Raw genomic sequence first — 20,953 nt, 5'->3', positions numbered from 1 at the left:
CGCTGTCGCGTTCTGGACAACGCGAATTAGTGCGCCCCTCCGCCGCCGCCACCGGCGCCAAACGGCGGTCTGGCAAACCACACCAGCCCCAGCAGGACGATGAAGATCCCCGCTGATATCCAGAAAATCTCGTTTGCCGAGATAATCAGCCCCTGGTTGGTGATCTGCTGGGCAATCCAGCCGGATGCCTGCTGCTCCGTCATCCCCATGCCCTGAAGCTGACTGTACATCTGCTGGGCATTCGGATTGTACGGGTTCACCGCTTCGGTCAGCTGGGCATGGTGCATCGATTCACGGTTGGTCCACAGGGTGGTGGTGATCGACGTCCCGATGGAACCCGCTAGCGTACGGGTGAAGTTCGACAGACTTGATGCCGCCGCCAGACGCTCAGGCGGCAGGCCAGAGAGCGTAATGGTGGTCAGCGGCATAAAGAAGCACGCCACCGCAAAGCCCTGAATGAACTGCGGCCACGCCGAGGCGCCAAAGTCCATTCCCGGCTCAAAGGTATACGCGCGCCAGTAGAAGCACACGGCGTACATAATGAAGCTGAACGTCACCAGCCGACGCATGTCGAGCTTGTGGGCGAAGCGGCCAATAATCGGCGACAGCAGAACCGGGATCACCCCAACGGGCGCTGAGGCCAGACCCGCCCAGGTCGCGGTATAGCCATACACCTCCTGCAACAGCTGCGGCAGCAGAACAATCGCGCCGAAGTAGAGCATATAGGCGAGGCTGATACACAGGCAGCCGATGGTGAAGTTTCGCGATTTGAAGAGCGAGAGATCGACAATCGGGTTGTCGTCCGTCAGCTCCCAGACAATCAGGAAGCTTATCGATACCACCGCGACAATGGTCAAGATGATGATCTCCTGCGAGTTGAACCAGTCGAGCTCTTTACCGCGGTCGAGCATGATCTGCAGACTGCCGATACCCAGGATCAGCAGCGCCAGCCCGATGCTGTCGATACGGCGCTGTTCGGTGCGCGTCTCTCGTCCCCGCAGCGACTGCAGCGTCATCAATACCACGACGGCGCCAATCGGTACGTTGATAAAGAAGATCCAGCCCCAGTGGTAGTTATCGCTGATGTACCCGCCCAGAATCGGTCCGCAGATAGGCGCGACGATAACGGTCATTGACCATAGCGCCAGCGCGACCGAACGTTTTGCTGGGGGGTAGTTGCTCAGCAGCAAACTCTGCGACAGCGGGATCAGCGGCCCGGCGACAATCCCCTGAATGACGCGGAAGAAAATCAGCATCGTCAGGCTGCTGGACATGCCGCACGCCCAGGAGGCAAGAACAAACGCTACCGTGGACCAGAGGAACAGCTTCACCTCACCGACGCGCTTCGCCAGCCAGCCGGTGATAGGGATGGAGATGGCGTTTGCCACCCCAAACGAAGTAATGACCCAGGTCCCCTGGCTCAGCGACGAGCCAAGGTTGCCGGCGATGGTTGGGATCGCCACGTTTGCGATGGTGGAGTCCAGCACCTGCATGAATGTCGCCAGCGACAGCGCAATGGTCATAATGACCAGCTGCGCGCCTTCCAGCGGTTTTTGCGGCTTTTGCTGTTGCATAACGCTCACCTTCGGATTAACCGGCGTTTGCCTTCACGATGTCATCGATCAGTTTGTTGACCGGATCGAGGCTAATTTCACGGGCGTTACTTTCATAAACCGGGCTGCTACGCACCTGGCTTGCCAGGATCTGACCGTCGCGGTTGGCGGTATCGACCGTCACAAGCGTGGAGAGGCCGATACGCAGCGGGTGATCCGCCAGCTGTTTGGCATCCAGCTCGATACGCACGGGCAGACGCTGAACCACTTTAATCCAGTTACCGGTGGCGTTTTGCGCAGGCAGCAGGGAGAAGGCGCTGCCGGTCCCCATATCCAGACCCACCACTTTCCCGGTGTACTTCACGTCATCGCCATAGATGTCGCTGACCACGGTTGCGGTCTGGCCGATACGCATATGGGCGAGCTGCGTCTCTTTAAAGTTGGCGTCTACCCACAGGTTGTCTGCCGGCACGACCGCCATCAGCGGCGTGGTCGGGCTAATCTGCGCCCCTGGCTGGACGGAACGGCGGGAGACGTAGCCGGTCATCGGGCTGACGATTTTGGTACGCTGCAGGGCAAGCCATGCGTTGCGTACTTCAGTCGCCGCCTGTTGTACGGCGGGCTGGTTTTCGAGGCTGGTGCCGAGCACCATCGCCTGGTTGGCGTTGTACTGTTGAATGGCCACATCCAGCTGTGCCTGAGCGCTGGCGACGGCGTCGCGGGCGTGCTGCAGCTCTTCACGGCCAATCAGGTTGGCCGTGCCGAGCGGTACACGGCGATTCAGGTCGCTCTGCGCCTGCGCGAGTGCGGTTTTCTGCACGTCGATGTTGGCCTGCAGCTGTTTACTGTTGATCATCAGCTGGCGGGTCTGACGGACGCTGGAGGCCAGCGCGGTCTGGGCTTTCTCAAATGCCTGCTGGGCGTCGGTTGGATCGAGGGTCACCAACACATCGCCTTTTTGCACAAAGTCGGTATTGTCAGCCCAGACTTTCGTCACGCTGCCCGACACCTGCGCCATAATCTGTACCTGGTTCCCTGCCACGTATGCGTCGTCAGTCTCTTCTGCATGACGCAATACTAAAAACCAATAGATCCCATATGCCACGGCAATAATAATAAAGAGCAAGGTCAACAGAAGAAGGGCACTTTTACGTTTGCCTTTCTTATTGGCCGGTTGCTGCGGGGTAGTGCTCTCCGCATTTGCGCTCATTGTTGTTCTCCACGATCTTCTTATTTTCACATCGGCTGAGCCGACCTGTTGTCAGAAAGGCCAGCAGTGTGACGTGCTGGCCTGTCGGTTTTCTTATATAAATCTGGATTGTTGAGCGTGTCGTCGCGTTAGCGCAGCGCCTCAAGAACAGCGCCTTCTTCATCCATCTGGTCCAGACGGGTGAGCAGCTTGCGAGTGATGTGCTCAAGCTGGTCGCGCTCGGAAGTACTGAGGGCAGACCAGAGTTTGTGCAGGCAATTGTGCTGAGGTGGCAGCACCTCACGCAGGAACTGGTGACCTTTATCGGTCAATTGCAGATGCAGGCAGCGGCGATCGTTATCGCTTTCACGGCGCTCAATCCAGCCGCGCTTTTCCAGCTCATCGGCAATACGGGTCGCATTGGTACGGGACGATCCCAGCGCGCAGCTCAGCTCAGAAGGCTGAATGCTATGGTTTTCCTGAGACTCCAGCGTAATCAACGCCATAAACAACGTCTCGTTAATCCCTTGAGCTTTCAGCATTTTATTACGATTTTCCAGTAGCTTACCCTGCATGTGCATGCACAGGCGGGTCAACAGGATTTCCTGATACGGGAAGTCCTCATGACGACTGGCGCGGAATTTAAGCATTTGTTCAATGGGCGTAAACGAACTATCCATTTTGGGCATAACCTCATTAATTACAGCCGATATAGTAACGATGGTGACAAATAATGTAAATGAATTATTTGTGCGGTTATATCCGCCAAACGAATGCCACCATCAAAGAGCGCCGGGTAAGTCCGTGACCCGGTGAGCACAGAAAGCGTAGGGTATAAACCCGCTGAAGAGAGGATGTGGGGACGGGGGTCTGAACTATTCATGCCAATTGTAGATATGTCACCCACATTAAAATTTTTGGGATAAATGATTACGTTTACATTAACAGACTGCCGGGCCCCTTTACACCCTAAGAGGCCCAAAGCAATGTAAAACTTAATGAATTGCTTCCTGACGATGATAGCCGCGCCACCATACAACCAGGTTAAGCGCGGCGACGAGTGCCCCTATCCCGCACACACCTGACCAGCCGGCATGCTGCCACGCCGACGCTGATATTAACGAACCCGCCGCACCACCAATGAAGTAGCTGGTCATGTATCCGGCCGTGAGGCGGTTACGCGCCTCGGGCTTCACGCGGTAAATCACGGTCTGGTTGGTGATGTGCACACCCTGTACGGTGAGATCGAGCACCAGAATACCGACGATCAGCGCCAGCACCGAGACGTGCCCATACCAGATGGCCGCCCAGGAGAGCAGGAGCAAAATCAGTCCGGCTGTCGTGGTCATGTGCGATTTGCCTTTATCAGCCAGCCCGCCTGCCGGGCGAGCGCCCAGTGCACCGGCAGCACCGGCCAGACCGAACAGACCAATCACCCCTTCGGAATAATTGAACGGCGGTGCTGCCAGCAGAAACGCCATCGACGTCCAGAGAATGCTGAAGTTGGCGAAGGTTAAACACCCCAGCAGAGCGCGGGTGCGCAGCAGTTTATCCTGCGTGAACAGGCTAAACACGGAGGCCAGAAGCTGCGGGTAATTCAGGTGGTTCTCCTGCTTCACCTTCGGCAGCCCGCGCCACAGCGCCAGCGCCATCACCACCATCAATACGCTCGCCACCCAGTAAACGGTGCGCCAGCCGCCGAGGCTTGCCAGCAGCCCGGCAACGGTTCGCGCCAGCAGAATGCCCAGCAGCAGGCCGCTCATGATAGTGCCGACCACTTTGCCGCGTTTTTCCGGCGAGGCGAGCGTTGCGGCGAGAGGCACCAGGATTTGCGCGACGACGGAGAAAAGCCCCGTTAGCGCGGTACCGACGATCATCATCGTCAGCGACTGGCTGCTGGCGGTGATCAGCATGCCGCCTGCCGCCAGAAGCGTCATAGAGACGATAAGCATCCGGCGCTCAAACATATCGCCCAATGGCACCAGGAACAGCAGCCCTGCCGCATAGCCTAGCTGCGCAGCGGTGACGATAAAGCCGGCGGAGCTGGCTGAGAGATCAAAGGCGCGCGCGATAGTATCAAGCAGAGGTTGTGCGTAATAGTTGCTGGCGACTGCCAGACCCGTTGCCACGGACATTAAAAGGATGAGTGCGGGGCTAAGCCCCTGAGATGTTTTTGTCATTAGTTTCAGGAATCGTGAGTTAAGTGATTATTTTTCCGGAAACCATAATAGCTAATGATTGTGAATGTTGGGGGATTGTTATGTGTGTGTTTGTGCGGTTAATCGCCTCACCCTAACCCTCTCCCCAGAGGGGTGTACGGTCCGGGGTGAGGGGTAAGGTTGTGTTGTGTTTTTACTTCTGCGCCGCAAGCGCCTCTTTCACCCAGCCATCAAACTGCTGCTGGTGGGCTTTGATCCAGCCATCCACGTGGCCTTTGACATCCGCCTCAGAGGATTTGCCCGCATGCATCATCGCATTCTGGGCGTTGATGTCCGCCAGCGGCAGCTTCATCACCGAGAACAGCTTCGCCGCAGCCGGGTTTTTCTCCGCCCAGGCTTTGTTCGCCACGATGTGCATGGTGTTCACCGGGAAGCCATAGTTCATGCCGTTCGGCAGTTTGGTGTCGATATCTTTCTGCTCGCCCGGCAGGGAGGAGAAGGGCACCTGCAGCCACACCACGTCTTTACCCGGCTTCAGCACGTCGCTCACCCAGTATGGCGTCCAGGTGTAGTAGATCACCGGCTTGCCTTCCTTAAAGCGGGCAATGGTATCGGCCATCATCGCGGAGTAGTTGCCGTGGCTCACGTCGACGGTTTTCGCCAGATCGAAGGCTTTGTTCTGGTGGTTAATCACCGCTTCACAGCCCCAGCCCGGCGAGCAGCCCATCATGTCGGCTTTACCGTCACCGTTGGTGTCGAACAGTCTGGCGATCTTCGGATCTTTCAGCTGTTCAATATTGGTGATGTGGTACTGGTCGGCGGTTTTCTTGTCGATCAGATACCCCTGCGCTGCGCCCGTCACGAAGGTGCCTTCGCGGTAGAATTTCTTGTCACCACCGGCGGCGGCATACATGTCGTCGTGCAGCGGCTGCCAGTTCACTGCGGTAAAGGTGGCGTCACCGGAGGCAATCGAGGTGTAGCCCACGTTGTAATCCACTTCGCTCGGCGTGTTGACCGTATAGCCCAGCTTCTCCAGCGCGCGGCTGACGAGCTGCGTCTGGAAGGACTCTTCCGAAATGGTGCTTTGCACCGGCTGCACGGTAATGCCTTTGCCCGGCAGGTCAGCGGCAAACGCGCTGGTGGAGACAAGGGTGGCAAACGCTGTGGCAAAAAGTACGTTATGTCGCATCGTTGTTCCTTATTTTCTAAATGGGCGGGTCAGTAACCCGACAGGGCCGGTGGTGTACCAGCGACGGTTGCCGCGACTGCGTGAATCACGACCGACAGCCTGGGTCAGGCGGTCAAGGATAATGGCGAGGATCACAATCCCGACGCCGCCGACGGTCGCCAGCCCCATGTCGAGACGGCCAATACCGCGCAGCACCATCTGGCCGAGACCGCCAACGGCGATCATCGAGGCGATCACCACCATGGACAGCGCCAGCATCAGCGTCTGGTTAACGCCCGCCATAATGGTCGGCATCGCCAGCGGAAGCTGAACCTTAAACAGCATCTGACGCGGGCTGGCGCCGAACGAGCGCGAGGCCTCAATCAGATCCGCAGGCACCTGGTTAATGCCCAGGATAGTCAGGCGAATAATTGGCGGCAGGGCGAAGATAATGGTCACCACCACGCCCGGCACGTTACCGATGCCGAACAGCATCACGATAGGCACCAGATAGACGAACGCCGGGGTGGTCTGCATCGCATCCAGCAGGGGACGAATAATCTTCGCCGCCCGCGGGCTGCGCGCCAGCCAGATCCCCATCGGCAGGCCGATGACAATGCAGAAGAGGAGGGCGGTCAGCACCAGCGCCAGGGTAATCATCGCCTGAGACCACGCGCCAATCGCGCCGATGGCAATCAGGGAGATCAGCGTGGCGACGCCCATACCCGCGCTACCGAACTGCCACGCGATCAGCGAGAACAGGATTATCGCCACGGGCGCCGGCATGCCCAGCATCAGCTGCTGGAAGCCGTTCAGGATGTAATCCACCGGGATGCGGATCCCCTGGAACACCGGGCGGAAATGGGTAACGACCCAGTCGATCCCCTCCGTCACCCAGCTGTCCAGCGGGATCAGCGTCTTGTGGAACGGATCCATAATATTGAAATGCTCTGGCGCAGGCGCGGGTGCGCTGTTGAGCCAGTCCGCCGCGCCGCCGCCGTCGGCAGGTGCGGGCGTGGAACCCCACGCATCGGCAGATTGCGCCGCGCTGTCCGCAGCTTCAGTGGTACCCCATGGGTTTGATTGATCAGCCATTGTTTGCCCCCTCGCGATCTAAAGCCTGTAGCAGCATCCGTTTTGAGATGATGCCAACGTACTGTTGTTCTTCACCGACAACCGGCACGGCGCAAGGCGCCTGACCCACGTGAGAGAGCAACTCGCTGAGCGGCGTTTCGGCATCCACGGCAAGTGGAGCGTCAATCAACGCCGCATCGATTCCCTGGTTTTCGCTCAGGGCGTTTTTCAGAGAGTCGATGGAGACAACGCCGACAAATTTATTGCCGCGTTCAACCAGATAACCGTATTCACGGTCTTCATCCTGCAACAGCTTCAGCGCGGAGCGCGGGCCGAAGCCTGGCGTTTTTCGAATAATGCCGTTTGGCGTTCGGCGGGCAATATCTTTCGCGCTAAATACCTGGCTAATATCCACGCCGCGGAAGAAGGTGCGCACGTAATCATTCGCCGGATTATTCAGAATTTCATCCGGCGTGCCGACCTGCACCACTTCGCCATTTTGCATAATGGCAATGCGGTCGCCAATACGCATGGCTTCATCGAGATCGTGAGAAATAAAGACAATGGTGCGCTGGTGTTTGGCCTGTAATTTTACCAGCTCATCCTGCATCTCGGTGCGAATTAAAGGATCGAGGGCGGAGAAGGCTTCATCCATTAATAATATGTCTGGATTAATGGCTAACGCGCGGGCTAATCCGACGCGCTGACGCATCCCGCCCGAAAGCTCGTCCGGGTAGGCATGAGCGTAATTTTCCAGCCCAACCTGACGCAAAGCATCCAGGGCTTTTTCCTGACGTTCCTGAGCAGGCGTGCCGGCTAATTCCATACCGAAGGCGGTATTATCGAGCACCGTCATATGCGGCATCAGCGCGAATGACTGAAACACCATTGCGATCTTCTTTCTGCGCACCTCGCGGAGTTCTGCGTCTGAGATTCTGGCGATATCCACGCCGTCAATCAGCACCTGTCCGCGGGTGGGTTCAATCAGGCGATTGAGAAGGCGAACCATAGTGGATTTACCCGAACCGGATAACCCCATGATGACAAAAATCTCGCCTTCTTCAATGGCCAGACTGGCGTCTTTAACGCCAAGCGACAGCCCGGTTTTTTCCAGAATTTGCTCTTTCGAAAGGCCTTTCTCAATATATTTGAATGCGCGCTGCGGGTGCTCGCCAAATATTTTATAAAGATTTTTCACTTCTAATTTAATTGCCATGCAATAGAGAGTGTCCTGTTATTTGTTTATGTCGATATGATTACCATGGTAAATTGTTAACGGGCATAACCCTAACATACTGAGAATCTGAGACAACCCTGACTTGGCCTGATGCCGGAATTTTGCTGCAAGCGAAACGGCTGAATTTCCCATGAATAAAGGGCTGAGGGCGGTTTGAATTTTTCTCAATTTTTTGCTGCTGCGTCGGGAAATTCGCCTGAATCGGTGTGATTCAGGAGAATATGACGGGGAAATTACAGTGTAGTGCCTGGTGAAATAGTGGTGTGGAAATAATGAGATTTATATTTAATTAATGAACGTTAATTCATACATTAAAAATCCCAGTCCTCATCTTCTGTCTCCACCGCTTTACCCATCACGTACGACGATCCGGACCCGGAGAAGAAATCGTGGTTTTCGTCCGCATTGGGCGACAGCGCCGCGAGGATCGCCGGGTTTACCTCCGCCATCTCCGGCGGGAAAAGCGCGTCGTAGCCCAGGTTCATCAGCGCTTTGTTCGCGTTGTAGCAGAGAAACGCTTTCACGTCCTCTTCCCAGCCCGTTCCGGCGTACAGCTCTTCGGTATAGCTCAACTCGTTGTCATACAGATCCATCAGTAAATCGAGGGCGAAACCTTTGAGTTCCTCGCGTTTTTCCGGGCTGACTGTCTCCAGCCCTTTCTGATACTTATAGCCGATGTAATACCCGTGCACCGCCTCGTCACGGATAATGAGGCGAATCAAATCGGCGGTGTTGGTGAGCTTGCCCCGGCTCGACCAGTACATGGGCAGCCAGAAGCCGGAATAGAAGAGGAAGGATTCCAGGAACACGCTGGCGATCTTCTTCTTCAGCGGCTCGTCGGCGCGGTAATACTCCAGCACCAGCTCCGCCTTGCGCTGCAATGACGCGCTCTCTTCGCTCCAGGCGTAGGCCGCGTCCACGTCTTTGGTCTGGCACAGCGTCGAGAAAATCGAGCTGTAGGAGCGGGCATGCACCGCCTCCATAAAGCTGATATTCGACATCACCGCCTCTTCGTGCGGCGTCAGCGCGTCGCTCATCAGAGCGGGTGCACCGACGGTATTCTGAATGGTGTCCAGCAGCGTCAGGCCGGTAAAGACGCGGATCGTCAGCTGCTGTTCGGCGTGGCTCAGCGTCTGCCAGGCTGGAATATCATTGGAGAGCGGCACCTTTTCCGGCAGCCAGAAGTTGCTGGTCAGGCGGTTCCACACCTCCAGGTCTTTATCGTCCTGAATCTTGTTCCAGTTAACGGCACTCACGCGTGACAGTTTCATCCTTTCTCCTTACAGCGCGCAGGACACGCAGCCTTCGATTTCGGTGCCTTCCAGCGCAAGCTGGCGCAGGCGAATGTAGTACAGCGTTTTGATGCCTTTCTTCCAGGCGTAAATCTGCGCTTTGTTGATATCCCGCGTGGTGGCGGTGTCCGGGAAGAAGAGCGTCAGCGACAGCCCCTGGTCCACGTGCTTCGTGGCCTCGGCGTAGGTATCAATGATTTTTTCCGGGCCGATCTCGTACGCGTCCTGGTACAGCGCCAGGTTCTCATTGGTCATAAACGGGGCAGGGTAGTAGACGCGTCCGGTTTTGCCTTCCTTACGAATTTCAATCTTCGACACGATCGGGTGAATGCTCGACGTGGCGTGGTTGATGTAGGAAATCGAACCGGTTGGCGGCACCGCCTGCAGGTTCTGGTTATAAATGCCGTAGCGCATCACGTCGTCGCGCAACTGCTGCCACATCTCGCGCGTCGGCAGGGTAATGCCGGCGCGGTCAAACAGCGCGCGCACTTTTTCGGTTTTCGGCTGCCAGTCGCCTTCCAGATACTGGCTGAAATACGCCCCGCTGGCGTAGCGCGACTGCTCAAAGCCTGCGAACCGCTGGTTGCGCTCGCGCGCCAGCATCATTGAGGTATGCAGCGCATGCCAGGTGACGGTGTAGAAATAGAGATTCGTGAAATCCAGCCCTTCCGGGCTGCCGTAGGCGATGCCTTCCCGTGCCAGATAGCCGTGCAGGTTCATCTGCCCCAGGCCGATGGCGTGCGATGCGGCGTTGCCCGCCTCGATGGACGGTACGCTGCGGATGTGGCTCATGTCCGATACCGCCGTCAGCCCGCGAACGGCAGTCTCCACCGTGCGGCCAAAATCTGGCGAATCCATGGTGTGGGCAATATTCAGCGAGCCGAGGTTGCAGGAGATATCTTTGCCGATCTCCGCGTAGTCCAGGTTTTCGTCGTAAGCGGAGGCGCTGTTGACCTGCAAAATTTCCGAGCACAGGTTGCTCATGTTGATGCGCCCGGCAATCGGATTGGCGCGGTTTACCGTATCCTCGTACATGATGTACGGATAGCCGGATTCAAACTGAATTTCCGCAAGCGTCTGGAAGAAATCGCGGGCGTTGATGTATTTCTTGCGGATGCGATCGTCTGCAACCAGCTCGTCATAAAGCTCGCTTATCGCCACGTCGCCAAACGCTTTGCCGTAGATCCGCTCCACGTCATACGGCGAGAAGAGCGCCATGTCGGCATTCTCTTTGGCCAGCTTAAACGTGATATCCGGGATCACCACCCCCAGCGACAGGGTTTTGATACGGATTTTTTCGTCGGCATTTTCGCGTTTGGTATCCAGAAACCGCAGAATATCCGGGTGGTGCGCGTGCAGGTAAACCGCCCCCGCCCCCTGGCGTGCGCCAAGCTGGTTGGCGTAGGAGAAGGCATCTTCCAGCATCTTCATCACCGGGATCACGCCGGAGGATTGGTTTTCGATGCGCTTGATCGGCGCGCCCGCTTCCCGCAGGTTCGAGAGCAGAAACGCCACGCCGCCGCCGCGTTTGGAAAGCTGCAGCGCCGAGTTCACCGCACGGCCAATCGACTCCATATTGTCTTCGATGCGCAGCAGGAAGCAGGAGACCAGCTCGCCGCGCTGGGCTTTACCACAGTTGAGAAACGTCGGCGTGGCGGGCTGGAAGCGGCCGGAGAGGATCTCCTCCGTCAGCCGTTCAGCCAGCGCTTCATCGCCCTGGGCCAGCGTCAGGGCCACCATCACGGTGCGATCTTCAAAGCTTTCCAGGTAGCGTTTGCCGTCGAAGGTTTTCAGGGTGTAGCTGGTGTAATACTTCCATGCGCCAAGAAACGTCTGGAAGCGAAAACCGCTGGCGTGCGCACGTTCAAACAGTCTTACCACGAAGGGACGATCGTAGCGGGCCAGGACGCGCTCCTCGTAGTAGCCCTCGTTAACCAGATAGTCGAGACGTTCATTCTGGCTTGAAAACGTCACGCTGTTGGGCCGCACGTGGGCGGCGAAAAAAGCCTCTACCGCCTCGCGATCTTTGCCAAACTGAATGCGCCCCTCCCGGTCATAGAGGTTAAGCATCGCGTTTAATGCGTGGTAGTCCGGCGTCGCCTGAATTACCCGTTCTGCGGTTGTCGTTGCCAAAATTCGTTCACTCCTTTACGCACGTTTTCTACGTCCTGCTGTGTCCCCATCAGTTCAAAACGATAGAGATACGGCACGCCGCATTTTCGAGAGATGACATCCCCGGCGCGGCCAAAGGCATCGCCAAAATTACGATTGCCCGCCGCGATCACGCCCCGAATCAGTACCCGGTTATGAGGATCGTTCAGAAAGCGGATCACCTGGCGAGGTACTGCTCCTGCCGTACCGCCGCCGCCATAGCTGGGCACCACCAGAATGTAAGGTTCGTCTACCTGAATGCGCTCCCGCTCATTGAGCGGAATACGCACCGCAGGCAGCCCGAGGCGCTCAATAAAGCGCAGCGTGTTTTCTGAGCTGCTGGAGAAGAAGACCAGCCCACTCATGCACGCGTGGCCTGAGCGCTCAGGCGGTTAATCATGTCCGGGCGAAAGCCAGACCAGCTGGTATCACCGGCAACCACTACCGGAAGCTGACGAAATCCCTGTTCGCGCAGGGTATCCGCGGCATCGGGCACCAGGTCGATATTTACCATCTCAAACGCCACGCCGCGGCTCTCCATCGCCCGTTTGGTGGCGTGGCACTGAACACAATCGTTACGAGTGTAAATAATAATGCTCATGATTCGTATTTCCATTTAGAATGAGAAAACGGCGCGAGTTAACGCGTCATAGAGTGTGTGTCTTTCTTAAGGGAATACTAGATGTAGTTGAGAAAAGATTCAACCATACAAGATATGGGAAATTCAGATTAGTATTGCCCTGGTGATGAGCACAGCGGGGCAGGGCGGGCTGTACGGGTTTTTCAGGCTTACAGGCATAAAAAAGCCCCGGCGCCTGAGGCTACCGGGGTTGAGAATGCGGGCTTACTTACGCAGGCTGAGCAGGGCTCCGACAAAAATGCCGACCGCCGCGACGGTTCCCAGCGTACACAGTGGTTTTTCACGTACGAAGGTCGTAGCACAGCTTGCCATGTCGCAGGCCGCCTGCGTAGCGCGTGAACGTCCGTTCATACGGGCGCGGGTTTCACGGAGCAGAGACTGAGCCTTACGTTTCGCAGCATCTGCTTCATCCTTCGCATCCGATCCCCAGGATTTCAGCACTTCCTCAAGCGTGTCCGCTAATTGGCTGACATCATTACGAATATCCTGCGCGTCGTCGTTAATATCGTTTCGGTTCGGTCTGTTAAACATACGATCCTCCGTAATTTTGTGTTCCCGTTTAGTTTAGTTCAGAAATTTAATATCTGAAGCGCGTCACGCGTTATCCGCCAGTTTATGGACTATTCTGAAAGCCCTGCTAATGCTGATTACTGTAAGGTTGCCGGGCAGGAAAAGATAACGAGGAAAAGATATGTATTTACGACCTGACGAGGTGGCACGCGTTCTTGAAAAAGAGGGATTCACCATGGATGAGGTGACGCCAAAAGCGTATGGATATCGCCGCGGCGAGAATTATGTTTATGTTAATCGTGAAGCCAGGATGGGACGTACCGCTCTCATTATTCACCCGACGCTGAAAGACAGAAGTCTGTCATTTGCTGAGCCTGCCTCGGATATTAAAACCTGCGACCACTATCAGCAATTTCCGCTCTATTTAGGCGGTGAACGGCATGAGCATTATGGTATTCCGCACGGTTTCAGTTCGCGTATGGCGCTGGAGCGGTTTCTAAAGGGACTGTTTGGCGACGTACAGTAAATCTGCGACTGGCTTTCGCCAGTCGCTTCACATTACGCTTTTACCTGGCCATACTGGCTGACCTTAAACAGGCGGCGGCAGTAGTCGAGGAAATAGCCGTATACCGCACCCATCAGCATTGATACCACGATATTCGAACTGACCGCTGCGGCAATCTGGTGCCAGTCCGCGCCCACTGTCAGGAGAATAGCCACGTAGACCGGCGACTGGAACGTGACGTACGCCAGCACGTCGGCAAGATTTTTCATCCAGCCCGCCGGGCTGATGCGGCGCGCGAAACGCATAACGGCATCGCGGTATAGCCCGTAAGGCCATGCGATAATAATATTGACCGGGATCGCCACCAGACGAGAAGAAAGTGACTGCTCGAAGGTCATTCCGGAGAGGAATATTTCAATCAGCATGTTCACAACGGAACAGTAGACAACCATCGCGAAAGTATCCGCCACCGCGTGGCGCAGGCGAGATTGCGGCGAGAACATGTCTGAACTCCTTGAGAAGAACGCAGTGGAATCGGTTTTCCTTCAGCGGCTAGTGCTTTAGGTTGGTTTGTTTGAGGTGTATAGCGTATATCTCTATGTTTGAACTAACAACTAGTGATTAATTTTTATTTACTCGCCTTTTGTCCACAAAATTCTCTAAAATTGGTTGTTTTTTATCCGGTTCGTTATAATCTGTCTCATCAAATGTTTTGCTTATATAAATCAATGTCTTATGTGTTTTGCTTTTGACGCAGAAATCCACTCCCCTGATGAGAGCGCAGTATGCTGTGATTTGGATTAAAGTTGACCATTTATATTGATTCAGTGATTAGATCTACGTGTTTCCCGCCAATGCTATGCGCTATTATTAACGGCGATATTTAAATATATTTACATTTATGCCCGTTTGGATCCTTGGGTAGATATTTCAACTGAAATGAATTATTCTTGGGGCGATTTATCTATTTACCCCAAAGAAAAGGTTTTCAATAATATGTCTTTGACGTTACAGAATCTTAATAATATCCGAACCCTGCGCGCGATGGCGCGAGAATTAACCCTGGACGTTCTTGAGGAAATGCTGGAAAAGGTCAGGGTCGTTACTGAAGAAAAACGCAATGAGCTGGCGGAATTAGAGCAGCAGCGCGCTGAACAGCAGGAAAAAATTAATACCCTGCTGGAACTGATGAAAGCCGATGGTATTTCTCCGACTGACCTGCTGGGTTCAGAACTGGCGCAGGCGGGTAAACCGACTAAAAAGCGTAAACCGCGTGAAGCGAAATATCGCTTTATTGACCAGAACGGTGAAGAAAAAACGTGGACCGGCCAGGGCCGCACGCCGAAGCCTATTGCCAGCGCGCTGGCAGAGGGTAAATCACTGGATGATTTTCTGATCTAATACGTGGACCGGGCGGAACAAGCCGCCCGGTTGTCTGTTCAGCAGACGCCGAAATCACCTTCTTCGGTATACGGCGCCAAATCGGCCGCTTTCAGCGTATATTTCTCGCCTTGTTCATTGCTGGCCTGTACCGCCACCACGTTTTCACCGTTCACTTCGAGCACTTTCAGCTTTGGGCCGCCTTTAAGCGGTTGCACATAATCACCGACAGAAAACATATAACCTCCTCATCGTTTTAGCGATCTTCACCTTAGCCGACGTCTGATGCCGGGTACAGCGTAATTCATTGATTACTGCTTATGAGGTATGACGGTTCCACGGCATCACTTTCAGCAACCGTGCCATACCGCAAAAACCTGTCACACCGGCGAACAGCAGCCCGGCACCGACGAAACCGCTCAGCAGGAAAAAGCCGCTGGAGACGCTATAACCCAGCACCACGCCGCAGAGGATCAGCAGCCCGGCGGCAATTTGTACCTGCCGCATCAGCGGGAGCGGCTGGGATTTATCTTCAACGGTCAGCAGCCCGGCCTGCTTCCAGCCCTGAATGCCCCCCTCAACCACGAAGGCCTGAGCCGGCAACGCTGCCTGCGCAAGTCGCGCAGCATTGTTTGATGTCCGTGTCCCGGACTGACAGTGGAAAATCACCGTTTCACCAGGGGCAGCGTTGAGCCCGCCGGGTAAAGAATCCAGCGGTATGGAGCGTGCTGCCGGAATATGCTCGCGGGCATACTCATCGGGATCGCGAATATCAATCAGTTTTGCGCCTTCTTTAATAAGCGCGTTCGCCTGCTGTGGCGAAATAAGAGAAAGAGACATGGTGTTTCCTTACGGTCAATTTATGAGTAGTAGAACATTTAAGGAAGGGCTTAAGCCAGTGTAAAGAGGGTAAAGGCAGGTAAAAGCGCGAGAGACGAATGGCAGTAACCCGTAAACTGGCTATGCTTAGAGAAATGTCTCTTTTTAATTTTCAATTGGTTAGCTTGCACGGAGTGATTATGGGTTTTTGGCGCGTTGTTTTTACGATTATTCTCCCGCCGCTGGGCGTGCTGCTTGGCAAGGGACTGGGCTGGGCGTTTATTCTGAACATCCTTCTGACCATCCTGGGTTACTTCCCGGGCCTTATCCACGCGTTTTGGGTGCAGACGAAAAACTAAGCACGCCACAGTAAATCACTGTATATACCGGTTAATACGCCTTCCGGGCCAAACTGCTGTTTGATCCAGCGCGTCACCTGGCCGGTCGCCGCATGCTGCGTGGCGAGCAGCATGCGCGAGTCCTGACGCGGATTGTTAATACGCCGCGTGATGAGCAGACCGTCTTCCATCGCTTCTCTTGCCATGTATTCCGGCAAAAAGCCAATCCCTTCCCCCAGAATCTGGCACTGGCACTTGGTGTTGAAATCCGGCACCAGAATCGCCTCCTGCCCGTGCAGCAGCCAGCCGACCTTCTTGTTGATGGTATGCGCGGTATCTTCCACCATGATGTTGGGGTACAGGCGCAACTGGCTCTCCGCTATCGGTTCGGGAACAAAGGCGAGGGGATGTTCCGGCGCGATGGCAAACACCCAGCGAATGGCACCAATTTCGGTGTAATCAATCCCGCCGCCGTCCAGCAGCGTATCCGGCGCGCCAATCGCGATGTTGGCCTGATTGTTGATGATCGAATCCCATACGCCGTTATACACCTCGGTCGTCACCGTGATCTGGCAGGTGGGAAACTGCTTTTTCAGCACCTGCAGCAAACGCGCGGTATGGCGCGGCGTATACAAGAGCTGATTAATGCAGATGCGCACTCGCGCCTCGATGCCCTGCGAAATGGTATCAATCCCGCGCTTGATGGCGTGGAAGTCGTTCAACAGATCGGTGGCCTTACGGTAAAAATAAAACCCGGACTCCGTCAGTTCGATGCTGCGCGTGTTGCGCACAAACAGCACCACGTCCAGCCCGGTCTCCATGCGCTTAATGGTGTAGCTAATGGCGGAGGTCGTCACACCCAGCTCGGCGGCGGCTTTACTGAAGCTGCCGAAGCGTGCCGCGGTGGTGAAGGCCAGCAGGTTCTCTTCGGTAAAGATGGAATTCATATCACAGCATCCTCAGCCATCAGTTTTGAACATATTTTAACAGCGCCGTTACATCATATTTGAAGTGTGTCACAGTTCTGACTATTTACGCGGGGCCACGTCCTGCAAGGCTTTTACAGCCATAAGGATAATGCTGCCTGAGGCGTTAAAAAGCGGTAAACCATAAGAAAAAGGTTGCACAGACGCACGTTTTAGCCTGACTGTTGAATTTAACTCAACAATGAATTGCGTGTCGATGAATCATTTTTAAGCGGATTCTTTTGTGACCAGGCTGTTGCTATTCTCAGGTCATCAGAAGTGAAACATTGGGAGACTGAATATGTCTGCAAACGCACTCGTTACGGAATTTCTGCTGGCGGCAGAAGAGGGCAACATCGACGCGCTAAAAGCCTGCCTGGATAACGGCGTGGATATTAACGCCACCAACCGCCAGAAAAGAACCGCCATTATTATTGCCAGCCTGAAAAAGCATTATGCCTGCGTGGAATTTTTAATTGCCGCCGGCGCGGATATTGATAAACAGGACCAGACCTGTTTTAACCCCTTCCTGATAAGCTGCCTGACCAATGATTTAACCCTGCTGCGCATCGTTCTTCCGGCGAATCCGGATCTCGACCGTCTGACGCGCTTCGGCGGCGTGGGCATAACCCCTGCCAGTGAAAAAGGCCACGTTGAAATCGTGCGCAAGCTGCTGGAAAAAACCGATATTAACGTCAACCACACTAACTTTGTCGGCTGGACGCCGCTGCTGGAAGCCATCGTGCTGAATGACGGCGGCGCAAAGCAGCAGGAAATTGTGAAGCTGCTGTTGGATCACGGCGCGAACCCGCACATGACCGATAAATACGGTAAAACCCCGCTCGAACTGGCGCGGGAAAAAGGCTTCGATGCAATAGCCGACCTGCTGCTGGCGGCGGGCGCATAACGCATTTGGCCAGCCACGTCCGGCTGGCCGTTAATTCAAACAGTATTTTTACCGACGTGCATTCTGCGCGACGGCGGCCCCCTTTTATCCTTATTCAGGAGAAAACAATGCCAACCAAAATCGTCATAAAAAAGAAAACGTATTTCGATTCGGTTTCCTTAATGTCGGTTTCCACCAAAGCCAATAAATTGCCGGGCGTCGAACAGGCGTTTGTGGCAATGGCGACGGAAATGAATAAAGGCGTTCTGAAAAATCTCGGGCTGCTCACGCCGGAATTAGCGGAAGCCAAAAATGGCGACCTGATGATCGTGATTAAAGGCGACGCGGCGAACGATGAAACGCTGGCGGAAATAGAAGCTTTATTTACACATAAAGCGAGCAGCGGCACCCATGAAGCACGCTACGCGACGATTGCCAGCGCCAAAACTCATCGCCCGGACAGCAACCTGGCGGTCATTTCCGTCAACGGCACCTTTGCCGCCCGCGAAGCGCGTCAGGCGCTGGAAAACGATCTTAACGTCATGCTGTTCTCCGATAACGTGTCGCTCGACGACGAGCTGGCGCTGAAGCAGCTGGCGCATGAGAAAGGGCTGCTGATGATGGGGCCTGACTGCGGAACCGCCATCATCAACGGTGCGGGGCTGTGCTTCGCCAACGCGGTGCGTCGCGGGCCGATTGGGATTGTTGGCGCCTCCGGCACCGGCAGCCAGGAGCTGAGCGTGCGCATTCACGAGTTCGGCGGCGGCGTGTCGCAGCTGATTGGCACCGGCGGGCGCGATCTCAGCGAAAAAATCGGCGGCCTGATGATGCTCGACGCCATCGACATGCTTGAGGCGGATGAGGGCACCCGGGTGATTGCGCTCATCTCCAAACCAGCGGCTCCTGCCGTGGCAGAAAAGGTGCTGGCCCGCGCCAGAGCCTGCCGCAAGCCGGTGGTTGTTTGCTTCCTCGGCCGTAGCGAACCGCCCGCCGATGAAGACGGCCTGCAGTTTGCGCGTGGCACCAAAGAAGCGGCGCTGAAGGCGGTGCTGCTTACCGGCATTAAAAAAGAGTCCCTGGATCTGCATCCGCTCAACTGGCCTTTGATTGAAGAGGTGCGCGCCCGCCTGACCCCCCAGCAGAAGTACATTCGCGGCCTGTTCTGCGGCGGCACCCTGTGCGACGAGGCGATGTTTGCCGCGCTGGAGAAGTTCGACGATGTCTGGAGCAATATCCAGCCGGATCCGGCTAAGCGCCTGAAGGACATCAGCGTCAGCCAGGCCCACACCTTCCTGGACTTCGGTGACGACGACTTCACCAACGGCAAACCGCACCCGATGATCGACCCGACCAACCGCATCAGCCGCCTGCTGCAGGAGGCGCGCGATCCGCAGGTGGGCGTTATCGTCATGGACTTCGTGCTCGGCTTCGGCGCGCACGAGGATCCGGTAGGGGTGATGATCGAGGCGATCAAAGAGGCGCAGGCCATCGCGAAGGCCGATAACCGTCCGCTTGAGATCCTCGGATACGTGCTCGGCACCGATCAGGATCCGCAGTCGCTGGCGCAGCAGTGCCAGATGCTGACCGACGCAGGCGTCATCTGGGCCAGCAGCAGCACCAATACCGGATTACTGGCACGCGAATTTGTCTGCAAAGGGGAGAAAGCATAATGACCACTTTATTCAACCAGCCGCTTAACGTCATTAACGTCGGCATTGCGATGTTCAGCGACGACCTCAAAAAGCAGCACGTTCCCGTGACCCAGCTCGACTGGACGCCGCCGGGGCAGGGCAACATGCAGGTGGTAGAAGCGCTCGACCAGCTGGCAGAGAAACCGCTGGCGGAGAAGATCGCCGCCGCGAACAAAATCGCCCTTGAGCGCATCATCCAGTCTCACCCGGTGCTGGTGGGCTATGACCAGGCAATTAACGTAGTGCCGGGCATGACCCGCACCACCATTCTGCACGCCGGTCCGCCCGTCGCATGGGAAAACATGTGCGGCGCGATGAAGGGCGCGGTTACCGGGGCGCTGGTATTTGAAGGGCTGGCGACGGATCTGGAGGATGCCGCAAGGCTGGCGGCTTCCGGGGAGATCACCTTCTCGCCGTGCCACGAGCACGACTGCGTGGGCTCCATGGCGGGCGTCACCTCCGCGTCAATGTTTATGCACATTGTTGAAAACAAAACCTACGGCAACCGCGCCTTCACCAACCTCAGCGAGCAGATGGCGAAGATCCTGCGTATGGGCGCTAACGACCAGAGCGTGATCGACCGCCTGAACTGGATGCGCGACGTGCTCGGCCCGATGCTGCGCGACGCGATGAATATCATCGGCGAAATCGACCTGCGCCTGATGCTGGCCCAGGCGCTGCACATGGGCGACGAGTGCCACAACCGCAACAACGCCGGCACCACGCTGCTGATCCAGGCGCTGACGCCGGGGCTGATTCAGGCGGGCTATCCGGTGGAGCAGCAGCGTGAGGTGTTCGAGTTTGTCGCCAGCAGCGACTACTTCTCCGGCCCGACGTGGATGGCGATGTGTAAAGCCGCGCTGGATGCCGCTCACGGCATTGAATACAGCACCGTGGTTACCACCATGGCGCGCAACGGCTACGAGTTCGGCCTGAGCGTTTCCGGCCTGCCGGGGCAGTGGTTCACCGGCCCGGCGCAGCAGGTGATTGGCCCGATGTTCGCGGGCTACAAGCCGGAAGACTCCGGACTGGATATTGGCGACAGCGCCATCACCGAAACCTACGGCATCGGCGGCTTTGCGATGGCGACGGCACCGGCCATCGTTGCGCTGGTGGGCGGCACGGTGGAGGAAGCCATCGACTTCTCGCGCCAGATGCGCGAGATCACCCTCGGCGAGAACCCGAACGTCACCATTCCGCTGCTGTCGTTTATGGGCATTCCAACCGCCATCGACATCACCAGAGTGGCGGGCAGCGGCATTCTGCCGGTGATCAACACCGCCATTGCCCACAAAGACGCGGGTATCGGCATGATTGGGGCGGGCATCGTTCACCCGCCGTTTAGCTGTTTTGAAAAGGCGCTGTTGACCTTCCGCGATCGCTACGTTCTATAAGG

General features: G+C 56.0%; 22 protein-coding genes. 6 read left to right on the top strand and 16 right to left on the bottom strand.

Annotated elements, in window-relative coordinates; translation table 11 throughout:
- Positions 1-26: 26 nt before the first annotated feature.
- The 12 genes from emrB to AC2FAJ_RS21190 form a co-directional block, all read right to left on the bottom strand.
- Positions 27-1,574, bottom strand: coding sequence for a multidrug efflux MFS transporter permease subunit EmrB (gene emrB / locus AC2FAJ_RS21245; RefSeq protein WP_028014182.1), 1,548 nt, complete (start codon positions 1,572-1,574; stop codon positions 27-29).
- A 16-nt stretch (positions 1,575-1,590) separates the two neighbouring features.
- On the bottom strand, positions 1,591-2,763 hold the full coding sequence (gene emrA, locus AC2FAJ_RS21240) for a multidrug efflux MFS transporter periplasmic adaptor subunit EmrA (protein ID WP_021241959.1): 1,173 nt from the start codon (positions 2,761-2,763) through the stop codon (positions 1,591-1,593).
- Positions 2,764-2,891: 128 nt separating this feature from the next.
- Positions 2,892-3,422, bottom strand: coding sequence for a transcriptional repressor MprA (gene mprA, locus AC2FAJ_RS21235; RefSeq protein WP_041911975.1), 531 nt, complete (start codon positions 3,420-3,422; stop codon positions 2,892-2,894).
- A 315-nt stretch (positions 3,423-3,737) separates the two neighbouring features.
- A complete protein-coding gene (locus tag AC2FAJ_RS21230; protein WP_028014180.1) occupies positions 3,738-4,922 on the bottom strand; it encodes an MFS transporter in 1,185 nt (394 codons plus the stop codon).
- A gap of 172 nt (positions 4,923-5,094) precedes the next feature.
- Complete coding sequence (gene proX / locus AC2FAJ_RS21225) at positions 5,095-6,090, bottom strand: glycine betaine/L-proline ABC transporter substrate-binding protein ProX (protein ID WP_447087591.1); 996 nt, start codon at positions 6,088-6,090, stop codon at positions 5,095-5,097.
- Positions 6,091-6,099: 9 nt separating this feature from the next.
- Positions 6,100-7,164 (bottom strand): glycine betaine/L-proline ABC transporter permease ProW, encoded by a 1,065-nt coding sequence (gene proW, locus AC2FAJ_RS21220; RefSeq protein WP_280030193.1) that lies wholly within the window; start codon positions 7,162-7,164, stop codon positions 6,100-6,102.
- Complete coding sequence (proV, locus tag AC2FAJ_RS21215) at positions 7,157-8,359, bottom strand: glycine betaine/L-proline ABC transporter ATP-binding protein ProV (protein WP_028014177.1); 1,203 nt, start codon at positions 8,357-8,359, stop codon at positions 7,157-7,159. The genes proW and proV overlap by 8 nt, the downstream gene beginning before the upstream one ends.
- A 332-nt stretch (positions 8,360-8,691) precedes the next feature.
- Entirely contained in the window at positions 8,692-9,651 is a 960-nt protein-coding gene (gene nrdF, locus AC2FAJ_RS21210) for a class 1b ribonucleoside-diphosphate reductase subunit beta (protein ID WP_485454497.1), read from the bottom strand.
- 9 nt (positions 9,652-9,660) lie between these two features.
- Positions 9,661-11,805, bottom strand: coding sequence for a class 1b ribonucleoside-diphosphate reductase subunit alpha (gene nrdE, locus AC2FAJ_RS21205; RefSeq protein ID WP_485454496.1), 2,145 nt, complete (start codon positions 11,803-11,805; stop codon positions 9,661-9,663).
- A complete protein-coding gene (gene nrdI / locus AC2FAJ_RS21200; protein ID WP_045260890.1) occupies positions 11,778-12,188 on the bottom strand; it encodes a class Ib ribonucleoside-diphosphate reductase assembly flavoprotein NrdI in 411 nt (136 codons plus the stop codon). Before nrdI ends, nrdE begins: the two co-directional genes overlap by 28 nt.
- Positions 12,185-12,424, bottom strand: coding sequence for a glutaredoxin-like protein NrdH (gene nrdH, locus AC2FAJ_RS21195; protein ID WP_041908533.1), 240 nt, complete (start codon positions 12,422-12,424; stop codon positions 12,185-12,187). The genes nrdI and nrdH overlap by 4 nt, the downstream gene beginning before the upstream one ends.
- A 243-nt stretch (positions 12,425-12,667) precedes the next feature.
- Complete coding sequence (locus AC2FAJ_RS21190) at positions 12,668-12,994, bottom strand: ElaB/YgaM/YqjD family protein (RefSeq protein WP_023308924.1); 327 nt, start codon at positions 12,992-12,994, stop codon at positions 12,668-12,670.
- A 160-nt stretch (positions 12,995-13,154) separates the two neighbouring features.
- On the opposite strand from AC2FAJ_RS21190, the gene AC2FAJ_RS21185 reads away from it, so the two are divergent.
- A complete protein-coding gene (locus AC2FAJ_RS21185) occupies positions 13,155-13,499 on the top strand; it encodes a DUF2002 family protein (RefSeq protein WP_023308923.1) in 345 nt (114 codons plus the stop codon).
- A gap of 32 nt (positions 13,500-13,531) precedes the next feature.
- Here AC2FAJ_RS21185 and alaE read toward each other — a convergent pair whose 3' ends face one another.
- Positions 13,532-13,981, bottom strand: coding sequence for an L-alanine exporter AlaE (gene alaE, locus AC2FAJ_RS21180; protein WP_028014172.1), 450 nt, complete (start codon positions 13,979-13,981; stop codon positions 13,532-13,534).
- A gap of 493 nt (positions 13,982-14,474) precedes the next feature.
- Here alaE and stpA point away from each other — a divergent pair, with 493 nt between their 5' ends.
- Entirely contained in the window at positions 14,475-14,879 is a 405-nt protein-coding gene (gene stpA / locus AC2FAJ_RS21175; protein WP_041908535.1) for a DNA-binding protein StpA, read from the top strand.
- Between the two features lie 38 nt (positions 14,880-14,917).
- On the opposite strand, the gene AC2FAJ_RS21170 is transcribed toward stpA, so the two are convergent.
- Together AC2FAJ_RS21170 and AC2FAJ_RS21165 are read right to left on the bottom strand one after the other, a co-directional pair.
- On the bottom strand, positions 14,918-15,097 hold the full coding sequence (locus AC2FAJ_RS21170) for a hypothetical protein (RefSeq protein ID WP_028014170.1): 180 nt from the start codon (positions 15,095-15,097) through the stop codon (positions 14,918-14,920).
- A 79-nt stretch (positions 15,098-15,176) separates the two neighbouring features.
- Entirely contained in the window at positions 15,177-15,698 is a 522-nt protein-coding gene (locus tag AC2FAJ_RS21165) for a rhodanese family protein (protein ID WP_028014169.1), read from the bottom strand.
- 179 nt (positions 15,699-15,877) lie between these two features.
- On the opposite strand from AC2FAJ_RS21165, the gene AC2FAJ_RS21160 reads away from it, so the two are divergent.
- On the top strand, positions 15,878-16,036 hold the full coding sequence (locus tag AC2FAJ_RS21160) for a YqaE/Pmp3 family membrane protein (protein WP_032644909.1): 159 nt from the start codon (positions 15,878-15,880) through the stop codon (positions 16,034-16,036).
- Here AC2FAJ_RS21160 and AC2FAJ_RS21155 read toward each other — a convergent pair.
- Positions 16,033-16,962 (bottom strand): LysR substrate-binding domain-containing protein, encoded by a 930-nt coding sequence (locus tag AC2FAJ_RS21155; RefSeq protein ID WP_028014168.1) that lies wholly within the window; start codon positions 16,960-16,962, stop codon positions 16,033-16,035. The genes AC2FAJ_RS21160 and AC2FAJ_RS21155 overlap by 4 nt on opposite strands.
- Positions 16,963-17,281: 319 nt before the next feature.
- Here AC2FAJ_RS21155 and AC2FAJ_RS21150 point away from each other — a divergent pair, with 319 nt between their 5' ends.
- The 3 genes from AC2FAJ_RS21150 (at position 17,282) to AC2FAJ_RS21140 (ending at position 20,951) form a co-directional block, all read left to right on the top strand.
- Entirely contained in the window at positions 17,282-17,887 is a 606-nt protein-coding gene (locus AC2FAJ_RS21150; RefSeq protein ID WP_485454495.1) for an ankyrin repeat domain-containing protein, read from the top strand.
- Positions 17,888-17,994: 107 nt separating this feature from the next.
- On the top strand, positions 17,995-19,536 hold the full coding sequence (gene fdrA / locus AC2FAJ_RS21145) for an acyl-CoA synthetase FdrA (RefSeq protein WP_485454494.1): 1,542 nt from the start codon (positions 17,995-17,997) through the stop codon (positions 19,534-19,536).
- A complete protein-coding gene (locus AC2FAJ_RS21140) occupies positions 19,536-20,951 on the top strand; it encodes a YlbE family protein (RefSeq protein WP_485454493.1) in 1,416 nt (471 codons plus the stop codon). The genes fdrA and AC2FAJ_RS21140 overlap by 1 nt, the downstream gene beginning before the upstream one ends.
- Positions 20,952-20,953: the final 2 nt, after the last annotated feature.

It is taken from the genome of Enterobacter cloacae complex sp. 385G4 (genome assembly GCF_057320665.1).
Note: the sequence above shows the minus strand (reverse complement) of the source record. Positions and strands in the feature narration are given on the sequence as shown.